Origin of the sequence: Nostoc sp. (assembly GCF_036919675.1) — a bacterium.
Classification (GTDB): domain Bacteria; phylum Cyanobacteriota; class Cyanobacteriia; order Cyanobacteriales; family Nostocaceae; genus Nostoc.
Map to the genome: position 1 here is coordinate 156446 of NZ_JBALCP010000037.1, position 13173 is coordinate 169618.

The following is a 13173-nucleotide window of genomic DNA, read 5'->3' on the forward strand; positions in this document are numbered from 1 at the left end:
ATAGAAGCGAAGTAATGGCATTGTTTTTCCATTAATTCCGATTTAACCCAATCGGTAGGGTCGAGTTCCATGCGCAGTTTTTCATTGAACGAGGAGCCAACGAGTTTCCATTAATTCCGATTTAACCCAATCGGTAGGGAGTCCGTCTAGGAGGCTTTACCCTGTAAGACTTTCAGCCGCCAAATCGACACCACTGTAAAAAACATTATATATCTTGTACGAAATTAAGTAAAATACATACCTCAAACTCAAGTCAGGTAAGGCATCGACACCACTCAACGAAAAATATAGGGTTTCGGCGATTCGGCGAGTGGTGTCGATGAACATTTCAAACTTCCCTTTACAGTCAGCAGTTAACAGTCTACACAATTAAATCTTGCTCAGACATCTAATCAAATTTCGTCATTCGCATGAAAAGGTATTTACATTCTCGATTTTTCCGAGAAGATATAAATGTCACACTAATTCGCCCAGTGCTATATTATAACTCCAAACTGGCACAAAACACTTAAGTACTGTTAGTGCTTATTTAGCTTGTCCTTTTACTAGCTTATTTCTGAAAACTAATAATTCCCAAAACAATAATTATTACAAACTAAAGTATAACTACTGAATAAAAGTTCAATTTTTTACTGTAATTTAGGCAATTTCCGTTAATAAATTTACCGCCGCCGTTGGTTTCGACTTCGCTCAACCAACTAGGAAATCGAGAGTTGAGCGAAGCGATGCACTGAGTCGGTCGTTGTGTCGAAACTCGTCAACCTGGGTATATTCTTTGTCAGAAATCACCTTAGACAAGACCGCATCCAGTGACTATGGGAAACGTGGCCAAATATACAGCAATCACCTTTGCTCCCGTGCAAGGGTTTATCGAGAAATCCCGTAAACTCCGAGACTTGTATGGTGCATCTCTGATTCTCTCCTATCTCAGCCAGAAGCTAGTAAAAGAAGCTGAAAAAACCACAACAGTCATTTCCCCAGCAATCCCCAACCTCCAAAAAGGAATGCCAAATCGCATCCTTATTAAAGGAGAATTTTCCAAATCAGAGGTAGAAAAAACCTTGTTGTCTGCGTGGCAGGGAATGTTGCAAGAATGTCGGTGCTGGATTGAAGCGAAATTACCTGACTATACATACTACTGGCAGAGGGAGTGGGCAAACTGGGGAAACCACGCCTGGGAAATTTTTTGGGGAGAAGGCGACAGTATTCAAGCGGCAATGGATGATTTAGAAACCCGCAAACTTTGCCGTGGGTGGACTGCCGTCAACTGGATTGGGGAGAGTTCTAGTTTAACAGGTACGGATGGAATTGCATTTCCGGGATTGGGTGGCGTGGAGAGAAATCCTAAAAATCGCCAGTGGACTATAGAAAAGGAAAATATTAAAACCTTCTATAAACGCCTCGCCTGTGTATTAGAAAATCGTTCCCCAGATACAGAACCAGATGGGAAATTTTTTGCCCTCAATGAAAAATTAAGTATCCCCGAATTGGTGAAACGTTTAGTCACCTTACCAGAAATCGCTACCAATTTAGGGATGTCTAAACTAGAAAGCTTCAGCGAAATTTATCGAGGCCCCGAAGCCAAAAATGAGCAAGGTAAAGGACGCTGGACAGGTTGGTTTATGGGCGATGGCGATGAAGTTGGGAAACACTTAAAAAAATTAGCCGACTTAGAAAATGGTGATGATGAACTTCAAAAGTTTAGCCAAGCCATGCGTAACTGGGGGAAAGACTTTAGCAGAGACTTCCCCCAAGAAATTGGTCGAGTAGTTTATGCAGGTGGAGACGATTTTTTAGGTGCAATTTATCGAGAGAAACATCAAGAACCGATTACAGCCAAGGAAGCTTTTGCATGGTTAATTACACTACCCAAAATCTGGGAAAGACATGACCAAGAGATAGGCTTAAGCGTCGGATTTGTTTGGGCAGGTTCCAGCGTTCCCCAAAGGGATATTTTACAACATTGTCGTGAAGCAGAAAAGCTAGCTAAATCTTCAGGACGTGGGCGAGTCACCATCAGAATTGTCTTTAACAGTGGTCAATATGTGCAATGGACTTGTCCTTGGGATTATTTAAATATCTTGACCAAGTATCAAGACAGGGAGAAGAAATCAAACTGGAGCCATATTTATCAAGATTTATCAATATTAGAATCACGTCGGGCTTTTAATCTTGACAAAAAAAGTTTTGTAGAAAAATTCGCTATTCAATTCTTTGATATTTACTTTCCAGGCGAAGGCAAAGAATTACTAAATTCGGAACGTGCTAAACATCTTGTTGGTTTTAGTGATGAAGATGATACTTATGACAGAGCAAAAGCCACAATTGATTGGATAAGTAACTTAATTAAAGTAGGCTGGCATTTATGTTCAAATATCTAATCACCATTAATCCTTTAGGTTTGATGTATGGAAGTGCAGGTGCGTTCCTCTCACCAGAAAACTTAGTGGGTCGTTCTGGTGCTAAATTCCCACCAGAAGCCGCAACCCTATCAGGTTTAATGTTTAGCATTAACAAAATTACAGAGAAGTTTCCTAAAGAAGAGTTGAGTGCTAACCTATTTGTAGCTGGCCCTTTTTGGGCAAAACTCAAAGATAAGCAAAATTTTTATATTCCCATTCCTTGGAATAAAATAATTGCCAAAAAAGCAGTAGATGAGTGGAAATTTAAAAATGGTAAATGGCAGTTAGAAAATAAAAGTGAAAAACTAGAACCAGATTATCGTTGGCAATCTATAAATTCTTGGGAAATTACACCCAAAATTTTGAAGTCTAATCAATCTGTTGCTGAGAATCCTTGGAAATACGTTTCCTTTCTCCATCCCAAAATTAAAGCAACTGAACGTTGTGTAGAAAACTCCGATGGGCTTTTTCTAGAAAATTCCGTCCAAATGGCAGACGACACCTGTTTAGTTTATCTATCAACATATCCTATAGAAAACGGTTGGTATCGATTCGGTGGTGAAAATCACATTGTCGAAATAGAATGTGAGGAAATCAAAAATAAGAAATTTTTAAACCTATTAAATCAGCCAATAAAACGCACCTTTGCCTTAATTACACCAGCTACATGGGGTTCTAATCGCTTATCTTACCGCCATCCTCAACATGAGACTTTTCCCGAAACTCTAGAAATGCTAACAGATAAACCAGTACCCTACCGTTACCGTGCCAAAGGGAATTTAGGAAGGGGACGTTATGCAGTTCCGGCTGGTAGTGTTTATGTGCTTGCAGAACCTTTAAATAAACCTTGGTGCGAATGGCATGAAGCATGGTTTCCCAAAGAAGGTTACAGCCTTAAACGTGTAGGATGCGGTCTATGTTTACCAATAGAAATTAAAGGAGTCGCCTAAAATGTACAAAAAGGCCTATGGAATTATTGAAACTTTAGCACCTTTGCACGTCGGTGCCACAGCCGGAGAAGAAAGTGGTAATTTAAACCTGATCTTTCGTGACCAATTTACTCAAACTGGTATTCTTCCCGGTAGTTCGATTCGCGGTCGCCTGCGTTCAGAAATGCGCCTGATAGATGGAGAACAAGCAGCAAATTATTGGTATGGCAATGAAGCAGGTTCAGAACAATCAGAAATTAATAACGAGTCTATCATCAAATTTGAATACGCTTCTATTCTCTGGCTACCCGTCTTTTGCCCCGGTCAACCAATTGTCTGGGTAACTAGTCCACGTTTACTCCAACGCTACCAAAGAATTGTCGGTGATACTGTCAAATTTAATGGTAAATCTCTCAAAGAAATAGATATACCAGACCCCTATACAGGCTCAAAGAACTTAAAAGCGCGGGAATCTCAAGGTAAAAAAACCTTATTTTTCAATTTAGGTTTTCTGACCATCAACAAAACAGCAGACTTATCCCCTTGGTTTCCATCTGGAAAAGAAAAGCCAGCAGTAATAGTAGAAGACAGTGATATTTCCATGATTCATGACATGGCTTTATATCGTCAAAGTCGCGTGCGCTTAAAACCTGACCAAAAGGTTGTCGATGGTGGCGGCTTCTTTAACACTGAAGCCTTGCCAGAAGGAACTATTTTAGTCTTTCCCATCGCTATCAAAGATGATAAATCAGGGCAGCAATGGAAACCCTTAAATGATACTCAAAACACAGATATTTACCTTGGTGGCTTAGAATCTATCGGCTTTGGCCACTGTAGTTTAACTTTAAATGGATAAGACTTACGTAAGAACTCTCTGAAACTCTTATTTCTCTGTGTCCTTTGCGTCCTTTGCGGTTCGTTTTTTCATGATTTTGCGTAAGTCCTGATGGAGTCTAAATCTAATACCATTTTGGTTGGATTTTGGACTTCGGCTCCGCTCAGTCGAACGATTTTAGATTTTGGATTGTGAAATAGAATCGGAGGTTGGGTTGAACGAACGCGAACAGCGTCTCGTAAAGAAGTGAAACCCAACAAACCACGAAAAATGTTGAGTTACGTTCCTCAACCCAACCTCCAAATCTTAATTACGAATTAGGAATTAGTATCACTTATGACTTGGAAATCTTACGACTTAGACCAAGAAGCACAACGCCTAGTCCTCAAACACCGTGACCAAAAAGGTGTGATTGGCCAATCTCACAAAATGCGGATAACCGTAGCTTATGGCTTAGAGAGGTTTTGGGGAGAACAATTACGACTTTTAGACAAAGAAAAAGCTAAAGGCGAATATTGGCGCGATACATGGAAAAGCTTTGTCAAAATTATGCAACAGGCTGGAATTAAGCTTCCTCAAGAAGATGTCAGCAATAATGAAACCTCAAAAATTCAGCAATTCGCCGCCAAATTATGGGAACTTCCCATTGAAGACCAAAGAATTTGTTTAGCTGTTCTTACTCAATTCTGTGACAGCTTGGTTTGGTGGACTCAACGCTACAAGAAATCAGGATTTGCAGATGAATAATAGTAATGAAGTTCCGTTAATGTTTCAAGCGCAAATCTCAGGGCGCGGGCAGATTCAATATATCAGAAATCCCGAACAGTCTGAGAGATGGGTTGATGAATGGGTAGAAGGTTCTGCAATAGACTCTCCCACGTTTAACACCAATGTTAAAACAAAAGAATATAAAATAACTTGGCGCTTTGTTTCTAACAGTGGGCAAGACGAAGATATAATTCGCCCAGTCATCGCCGCAAAGGGATTTCCATTTTACCCAGGCGCAAGCATGAAAGGCGCTTTTTTACGTGCTTGTAACTCAGAACAGGGTGCAAGATATTGCGGTGGGAAACTGACTAGCAACGATACCATACCGGGAATTCTTCGCTTTCATGGGGGTTATCCTAAAGACGCAACTTGGGTTGACCAACCATTAATTGATGTAGTTCATCCTCAACAAGATTGGCAAATTAAAAATAACGGTAGCCACTCAGCATTTATTCAGATATCCCTCTATCAACCTACTTTAATATTTGGCATTTCCAGCACTGAAAAAATAGAACTTAGTGAATGGGAGACTATCTGGAGTATTTGGGATAAAGCCATAGAACGAGGTATTGGTTCTAGAGTTAGTGCTGGTTACGGTCAACCGATAAATCACCCAGAAACTAAATTAGTCAGCATTAATCTGCGTGGACAAGGATTAGCCTCACAATTAATCGATAAAACCGGCGAATTTCGTCCCAATATTTTTAAAGCTGCTTTACGCGGTCACACCCTGCGGTTATTTAGTGGCGTTACTGATGAAAATACAGCCGAAGAATTAACTAGAGAGCTTTGGGGAGGATTTGCAGGGATAAATGGTGCTGTTGTCGGACAGTTAGGAATTGCTTTTAATGCTGTTGATTTAGAGATTGATGTATATCGGTATGGGAATGTAACCATGCCTATTTATGAATTAAATACAGGAAGTTTAAATATTCTCAGCATGGGTGATACTTCAAAAGAATACAAAAAAGAATTAAAAACATTAGCAACACAAATTTTCAGATTTGCTATGCTGCTTGGTGGCTTTGGTAAATCGTGGCGACGCATTAACCACCACATCTTTTTTCCAGAGTATTTAAATGGTAAACCAATGATAGGTTGTCATTGGGAATTCCCCAAGCAATCAAATCAATACTATTTCCCAGTAAATAGCCTTAGTCATATCACTAATATCCTGAATGATATTCATAAAACTGTAAATAACTGGCTGAAATTAAAAGATAAAACCTCAACTAATAAATTAACTTCTTGGCGTGAATCATTCCATCCGCAAAAAGTGCAAGTCTGGGGACGCATTGCCCAAGATGAGGATGATAGTTTAGCTGTGAGATGGTTTCACGGTAATTACCAAGGAAGCAAATCAATTAAAGGCTCAAGCCTCACAGGTAAAATGAGTCAGATTGGTAGAATTTGGCATCGAATGTATCCTCGGTACATCATAAATAGGGAAGGAGAGATGAAGCGCAAGGGAAAAGAGTTTGTAGAGTTACTCACCATTTTTCCTGATAAAAAAGATGAGAAAACACAAGAATTTTTAACTTTTTTAGCAACCAGCGAGTTTACCAAACTTTGGGGAGAGTAAATATGACTATTTGGATTGTCACAACAGGTAATAGTGATGTCATTCTCAAACAGGATAAAAATTGGGGAAGTTTATATAGTGAAGTTAGATATGATTTGGAATGTACAGAGTTCGCTTCACCTCCTCCGAAAGATCCCTATAATCAAGAGGCAGGATATACAGTCCCTGCTAGAGTTTTAGGTCTAGTCTATGGCAATAAACCAGATGAATACGAGTCAGATTTAAAATTTCCGCTCCTTGATACTTATTATCAACATTTCCTAGATGAGAACATCGAGCCGGAAAGAATTATAATTTTGCTGACAGATCAAAGTGAAATATTTAACCAAGACCAAATTATTTACGAAAAATGTCCTTACTGGCAAGACACTTGTACACTTAGACCTTTATTAGAGTGGTATTTGCAAAAAAAGTTTAACTGTCAACTAGAATTTTTACATCTTACACCAAAAAACGCCCATCAAGGTATAGATAATTGGAATGAAACCCTTTCTTTGGTAGAAGAAGCATTTTGCAAGTTAGACTCTAATCCACTAAAACGTGTTTATGTTAGTCATCAAGCTGGAACACCAGCGATATCTTCGGCTGTACAATTTGTTAGCTTAGGCAGATTTCAGAAAGTTAAGTTTTTAGTTAGTAATGAATATTTTGATGAAAATTATGAACAGAAATCTAAATCAGAAGCTATTGAAAGCTCTAATTATCGGCGGGGCATACAGATTCAAAAAGCCAAGCAGCTAATTATAGGAGGCTTCCCTGGTGCTGCACTCAAAATATTAGAAGATATAGATAGAATAGACAAAGGTGCTATAGCTAACTTAAAGAAGATTATTGATTTTTTTAATCTCCATAGTACTCTAATAGATAGCAGCCAAGATTTTACCATTCCCGAAGCTACTCAGCGAATTGTTGATGCTCTTGATCTCATAGGTTTTTTCTTCAATCAAAGAAATTATCTTCAAGGGATTACTCTTCTTGCTGCTGCTCAAGAAACCTTTTTAAAGATAGCTCTTTTGTCACAATTAGCGATGATTAATGAAACTGTGATTTTAAATGGTAGCTCTCAAAAAGTTTCTTATTTAGTAGAATGGATTCCCCGTGGGTTATTTTTAAAAAAATCTATTAATTATCAAAGTATTAATGAAAAAAAAGGAGTTTTACAAAAATTAAGGTTTCCTGTAAAGAACTTTAGATTTAATACAGATAAAGATTTTGATGTTACTAACAAAAACTTTGCTCTAATTGCCTGGTTAAAGAATATAGATAAGACTTTTGCCAAGTGGCCGTTATTATTATGGTATTGTGACTCTAATAGAAATACAGAAGATGACCTCCGTAACCAATTAATGCACAATTTGTGCGGCGTTGAAGAGAAGGAAGTAATTGATTATTTATTGGGATTTAAAAACCATCAAGTCAATGATGTTATGTCAGCTTATGTTAATCATGTTAAGCAACCATTTTTGAACGCTATTAATTATTTCCAACTTGATTACAAAAGAGAGAAGTTGAATAAAAAACTTCAAGAAATAGCAGACTCTCTTATTTAAGTGCTAAAGATAAAAGATAATTAAGAGTCTAGAAAGAGGCAAAAATTTGGAATGCAACATCCCCATTTTCTGGAATTTCTATAGGTCTTTTGGTGATCCAATAATCTTTGCTATGGTTAAGGAGTTACTTTTTTGCTTTCTAGAATGGAAGCCCTTGCGGCGGGGTCGGTAAAAGTTGCGAATGCTTATTCTCTCGTTGACCCCGCCGATGTCTCTCTGCTTAAAGGTTTCAGGATTTTTCTGTCTATGTATTATGGTTGAATTTTGCTGTAAGTGTATACCCCGTCGCAAATGGCATCTGGACATTAAGCTGGGTAAGGGTTTAAATAAGAGGGGCCGCTTCTCTTCCAAGAAGTGGAATTAATGGAAACCTCAATGGGAACCAATAATGTCTGCCCTAACTGCCGAGCCGCTTCTCTTCCAAGAAGTGGAATTAATGGAAACTACCAAGGTGCTGTACATAAAGAATGCTGGAGCTACAATGTTGAAGCCGCTTCTCTTCCAAGAAGTGGAATTAATGGAAACTATTAAATCAAAAACATTTATTGTACACTTTGAATTTAGCCGCTTCTCTTCCAAGAAGTGGAATTAATGGAAACTTAGGAGAAACAGCTTCAATAACGTAAGTATTATTTAGTCACTTCTCTTGGGAGAAATGGAATTAATAGATGGAAACGCTGCACGGGATTGGAAAAGATTATTAATTGACCTTGCACCGTCACTAAACTAAAAACAAAATAATCAAATGAGAATTCACTGCTCCAAGACTTCCAACTGATAAATTCTTAAAGATGAATATTCTGTCATTAAGCGCCAGCAGCAGTGTTCAGGTGGTAAAGAAGGTCTATCATTGCAGCGATATAAAAAGACTGGCTCATCTCTTAGCAGCCCTGTTAAAGCTATTTGTTTCCAATCCTGATCGCCCAAATCCCAAATTAGATGCGATCTGCTAAGGTATCCTGCATTTAAAAGACTAGCAAACAACCACTCCATAATTTGTTGAATTTGCTCTGCATCCAGCCCACTATCGCTTTGGCCATAGCATTCAATTTCTGGCTTATAAGATTTTGGCTTTAGGAGATTTAACAGCAACGACGGTATCTTTAATAAACTATTCATTATTCAGGCAGACCCATTAAATACACTTATAGCCACAAAAAGCTAATTTTAGTTTTCCCAATAATTGAGATGATCTACAAAATATCTATAAATATTTAATTAACTGTTTTGGTATAGACGTTTTATAAATTAAAAGTTAAAAATAATTTATTGTTGTATAAACGTTTCAACACAGAATTTATAGCTGATGATTAAATTACAATCTCAGCAATTTTTTATATAAAAAAATAATTAGCTATATTTATGGTTACAGCTACCAATAGGCAAGTTGTTGCTTGGAAATTTATTGAAACTGAGTCAACTGGTGGAACAGGTTATCAAGGCGAACGAATTGTTTGGGACACACTTCATCAGAACCTGACGCAAGGAGAAGGGATTGCAATATGGGGCTACCGTGCTTTCTCCCACGAGGAACAAACTCGGCGCGAGATGGATATTTTACTTGTTAGCAAGGATTTGGGGTTAACCATCATCGAAGTGAAATCTATCGATATCAATAATATTGAGAACATTGAGGCTAACCAATGGAAAATGATACCTATTTAACCGCCAATTGCTGATAAATCTTGTCCAACCACATCTGCAATAAACTGTTGACTGGGTTTGATGCACCCCGTAAAAGTGTCATGTATTTCGATAATCTTCTAAAAGAACATAACTTATTGCAAGCGATGCCTACGGCGGGCTACGCTTACGCTCGTATCGTGTCGTAAGTATTTTTCCTCTGTGCAGTTAGTAAAGGACTTTACGAACTAGTAAAGAACTTTACGAAGCAGTAAAGAACTTTATTGTTTGCGTACAACCCTACACTTGAAACCAAGCAGTCAATGCTACTGCCAAAGCATCCGCAGCATCATCAGGTTTAGGAATTTCATCTAAATCCAACTCCCGCGCCACCGCCTCTTGCACATCTAACTTATCAGCATTACCATAGCCTGTTAAAGCTTGCTTGATTTGAGCAGGAGTAAACTCTACGTAGGGAAGACGACGCTGCCCTAACACCAAAATGAGTACACCCCGCGCCTGTGCAACCAGGATTGTACTTGACATCCGATAGAAGAATAGTTTCTCGATCGCTACTAAATCTGGTTTAAATTCCTCCATCAGGGTATGTAAATCATCAAACAAGGTACATAGGCGCTGTCCCATTTCTACATCTGCTGACGTTTTGATTACCCCAAAATCCAGCATATTTACTGTAGTCTCTTGCACTTTGTTGGGAATTTGTGTGCAGGTAATTACCCCAAATCCTAAAATTGCCAGTCCTGGATCTAATCCTAAAATTCGTTTTTCCATTAAATTCACTTTTACCAAGCTAGGGTATTGTTTAACTAGGAATACTGGCAATCTTCACGACTTGCTCTTAGTCTAAAGGAATTGACAAATATAATAGTTCCACGCCTGGTATTTAAAACCAAGTGGTGTACATTTTCTGTTAATTATTGTTTGTAGCACTGCTCCAAATCAGGTATGTCAATTGGTTTTCTCAGACAAGCCCTCAACGCCCTGCAAAAGCAGTCGCGCTCTCGTACTTCCTATCGGGTTAATCAGTGGTTCAAATGGTTATCCCCTGGACTATCGGTAAAACGTTGGTTGTTGATCAGTGTTGGGGGTGTACTGCTAACGAGTTTGGGGTTAGCTATTTGGATTAAGCTGACCCCAATTTTTTGGACGATCGAGTTGTTTAAGAATTTTCTGGGAGCAATCACCAACTTCTTACCCAACTATATCAGTGGGCCTTTGGTGCTGCTTGGCGGCTTGCTGTTAGTGCTTTGGGGGCAAACTCGCACTGTAAGCTCAATTACTAAGGTACTAAGAGCAGAAGGTGGAGAAGAACTTATCGATGTCTTGCTGGCACATCATCGATTGTACCGAGGCCCGAAAATAGTGGTAATTGGTGGGGGTACGGGACTTTCTACTTTGTTGAGGGGACTGAAAACCTACAGCGCTAATATTACTGCTATTGTGACTGTAGCCGATGATGGTGGATCTTCTGGACGGTTGCGTCAAGAATTTGGAGTGCTACCACCAGGGGATATTCGCAATTGTTTGGCTGCCCTAGCAGATGAAGAAAAGTTATTAACAGAATTGTTTCAATACCGCTTTCGGGCTGGAGATGGGTTGACGGGTCACAGTTTTGGCAATTTGTTTTTAACGGCAATGAGCGATATTACTGGAGATTTAGAACAAGCAGTTGCAGCCAGTTCCAAAGTGCTAGCGGTACGGGGACAAGTACTACCAGCAACTCTCAGTGATGTTCGCCTTTGGGCAGAATTAGCCGATGGTCGCCGCATTGATGGGGAGTCTAGTATTCCCAAAGCTGGCGGTAAAATTGTCAAAATTGGCTGCATTCCAGCTAATCCTCCAGCAGTCCCAGCAGCTATTAAGGCACTTAAAGAAGCTGACTACATCATTATTGGCCCAGGTAGTCTTTATACTAGCCTGATTCCTAATTTACTAGTACCAGAAATTGCCGATGCGATCGCTCAAACAAATGCCCCCCGTATTTATATCTGCAATATAATGACTCAACCAGGTGAAACCGAAGGCTACACTGTTGCCGATCACATCAGAGCAATTGATGCTGCTTGTGGGCAAAGACGGCTATTCGATGCTGTGCTAATACATAAAAAACCCCCCTCCGAGCAATCACTCATCCGCTACGCCCAACAAAACTCCCATCCCGTTTTCCTGGATAGAGAAGCCGTAACTCAGCTAGGGCGAAGGATTGTTCCAGCGAATGTTTTGTATGAAGATGAAACGGGTTTTGTCCGTCACAATCCACAGAAACTAGCACAAGTGTTGTTGCGGTGGTACGGTAGAGCTCATCATGGAAGATGAGTTAATAGTCTAAAGTTCATAGTGAGCTAGCTCTTGACTCTTAACCGGAGGCAACGCAAGTCTCCGGCTTTGCTCTTGACTAATTATGAAAATCTTTCTTGCAGATACAGAGGCGATGCTACGTTTAGGCATTACTCTCAGTGAATCCCTAACTCCTGGCAGTGTAATTTTACTAGAAGGTGATTTAGGTGCTGGGAAAACTACCCTAGTTCAAGGTATTGGCAAGGGTTTGGGAATCGCTGAACCTATTGTCAGTCCCACTTTTACCCTGATTAATGAGTACACGGAAGGACGCCTCCCGCTTTACCACCTAGATCTATATCGCTTAGAACCACAAGAAGTTGCAGCCCTGAATTTAGAAAGTTACTGGGAAGGTGTTGAGGTCATACCAGGAATTGTGGCAGTTGAATGGGCGGAACGCTTGCCCTACAAGCCAGATAGTTATCTAAGTGTGAGTTTAACTTATGGGCATGAGGGTACACGTCAAGTCGAACTTATAGCATTCAATTGTACCATTAGCGAAGTCATTGCCGCGATTTAAGCTCATCTCCCGACTTAAATACGGGGGATTTCACTTTTTTGATCACAACACTAGAAAATTTCTGCAAATAGTCGAGGGAGAACTCCCCACTCGTCCTATCTGCCACTACCACGCTCACCATTGTAAATCACTAACATTGTTATCTCAACCAAAAATAAACGAAAGAATTGTTCAACAGCAGATATATTGCAATCAGGTTCAGTTAAAGCTAAAAACAGAGATCCAAGGTTGAATTACAATCCGGTTCTTTTAGTTTTGAACCTATAGTGATTCATAACTGAACAGTATTGATAGATATTCCAGATTGGCATCTAGTGGCTTTATTGCTGTAATCAGCAGTTAAAACCTGATTTAGATAGATAGTGGATGAATCAAGCAAATGTAAATAAACTGTTGTTGGCTTAAATGAGAGTTTTTACAGAACTTAGTCAGCTTGGTTGAACTAGATTAGTTCCCTACTGTCATTCGGAGAAGCAATCTGGATTATTTAGCAGCGAAAGCTAAAAGAGAAAAGTTTAACAACAATCAAGTTCTGTAGAATTTGTCTAACTTTCCTCACACTTAGTATTCCCAAGTTAGGTTCAAAATCTATCCAAAACAAGAAAT

Annotated in this window: 14 protein-coding genes; 11 read left to right on the forward strand and 3 right to left on the reverse strand. The window is 39.3% G+C overall.

Annotated features, from left to right (window positions below; translation table 11 throughout):
- Positions 1–156: 156 nt before the first annotated feature.
- Positions 157–327: a hypothetical protein gene (locus tag V7K49_RS07190; RefSeq protein ID WP_335205024.1), complete on the reverse strand. Its 171-nt coding sequence runs from the start codon at positions 325–327 to the stop codon at positions 157–159.
- Between the two features lie 488 nt (positions 328–815).
- Between V7K49_RS07190 and V7K49_RS07195 the strand changes: the two genes are divergently transcribed.
- The 7 genes from V7K49_RS07195 to V7K49_RS34595 all read left to right on the forward strand — a co-directional run bounded on the left by V7K49_RS07195 (position 816) and on the right by V7K49_RS34595 (position 8658).
- Complete coding sequence (locus V7K49_RS07195) at positions 816–2381, forward strand: Cas10/Cmr2 second palm domain-containing protein (RefSeq protein ID WP_335205025.1); 1566 nt, start codon at positions 816–818, stop codon at positions 2379–2381.
- Complete coding sequence (locus tag V7K49_RS07200) at positions 2366–3352, forward strand: type III-B CRISPR module-associated Cmr3 family protein (protein ID WP_335205026.1); 987 nt, start codon at positions 2366–2368, stop codon at positions 3350–3352. The genes V7K49_RS07195 and V7K49_RS07200 overlap by 16 nt, the downstream gene beginning before the upstream one ends.
- 1 nt (position 3353) lies before the next feature.
- The gene (gene cmr4 / locus V7K49_RS07205) at positions 3354–4187 is read left to right on the forward strand and encodes a type III-B CRISPR module RAMP protein Cmr4 (protein ID WP_335205027.1); all 834 of its coding nucleotides are present in this window, start codon (positions 3354–3356) and stop codon (positions 4185–4187) included.
- Between the two features lie 315 nt (positions 4188–4502).
- Complete coding sequence (locus tag V7K49_RS07210) at positions 4503–4913, forward strand: hypothetical protein (RefSeq protein WP_335066761.1); 411 nt, start codon at positions 4503–4505, stop codon at positions 4911–4913.
- Positions 4906–6516, forward strand: coding sequence for a hypothetical protein (locus V7K49_RS07215; RefSeq protein ID WP_335205028.1), 1611 nt, complete (start codon positions 4906–4908; stop codon positions 6514–6516). The genes V7K49_RS07210 and V7K49_RS07215 overlap by 8 nt, the downstream gene beginning before the upstream one ends.
- Before the next feature lie 2 nt (positions 6517–6518).
- Positions 6519–8066: a hypothetical protein gene (locus V7K49_RS07220; protein WP_335205029.1), complete on the forward strand. Its 1548-nt coding sequence runs from the start codon at positions 6519–6521 to the stop codon at positions 8064–8066.
- A gap of 388 nt (positions 8067–8454) precedes the next feature.
- Positions 8455–8658 (forward strand): hypothetical protein, encoded by a 204-nt coding sequence (locus V7K49_RS34595; protein ID WP_442948649.1) that lies wholly within the window; start codon positions 8455–8457, stop codon positions 8656–8658.
- A gap of 161 nt (positions 8659–8819) precedes the next feature.
- On the opposite strand, the gene V7K49_RS07225 is transcribed toward V7K49_RS34595, so the two are convergent.
- The gene (locus V7K49_RS07225) at positions 8820–9185 is read right to left on the reverse strand and encodes a hypothetical protein (RefSeq protein WP_335205030.1); all 366 of its coding nucleotides are present in this window, start codon (positions 9183–9185) and stop codon (positions 8820–8822) included.
- A gap of 243 nt (positions 9186–9428) precedes the next feature.
- Between V7K49_RS07225 and V7K49_RS07230 the strand changes: the two genes are divergently transcribed.
- Positions 9429–9731: an NERD domain-containing protein gene (locus V7K49_RS07230; protein ID WP_335205031.1), complete on the forward strand. Its 303-nt coding sequence runs from the start codon at positions 9429–9431 to the stop codon at positions 9729–9731.
- 47 nt (positions 9732–9778) lie between these two features.
- Positions 9779–9898 carry a type I restriction enzyme subunit R domain-containing protein gene (locus V7K49_RS34600; RefSeq protein ID WP_442948652.1) on the forward strand — a complete coding sequence of 40 codons (120 nt, stop codon included), beginning with the start codon at positions 9779–9781 and terminating at the stop codon, positions 9896–9898.
- A gap of 91 nt (positions 9899–9989) precedes the next feature.
- Here the strand turns inward: V7K49_RS34600 and ruvC are convergent, their stop codons facing one another.
- Entirely contained in the window at positions 9990–10481 is a 492-nt protein-coding gene (gene ruvC / locus V7K49_RS07235) for a crossover junction endodeoxyribonuclease RuvC (protein WP_334865194.1), read from the reverse strand.
- 174 nt (positions 10482–10655) lie between these two features.
- On the opposite strand from ruvC, the gene V7K49_RS07240 reads away from it, so the two are divergent.
- Together V7K49_RS07240 and tsaE are read left to right on the forward strand one after the other, a co-directional pair.
- Positions 10656–12026, forward strand: a complete 1371-nt coding sequence (locus tag V7K49_RS07240) for a gluconeogenesis factor YvcK family protein (RefSeq protein WP_334865196.1) — start codon at positions 10656–10658, stop codon at positions 12024–12026.
- An 85-nt stretch (positions 12027–12111) separates the two neighbouring features.
- The gene (gene tsaE, locus V7K49_RS07245) at positions 12112–12567 is read left to right on the forward strand and encodes a tRNA (adenosine(37)-N6)-threonylcarbamoyltransferase complex ATPase subunit type 1 TsaE (protein ID WP_335205032.1); all 456 of its coding nucleotides are present in this window, start codon (positions 12112–12114) and stop codon (positions 12565–12567) included.
- Positions 12568–13173: the final 606 nt, after the last annotated feature.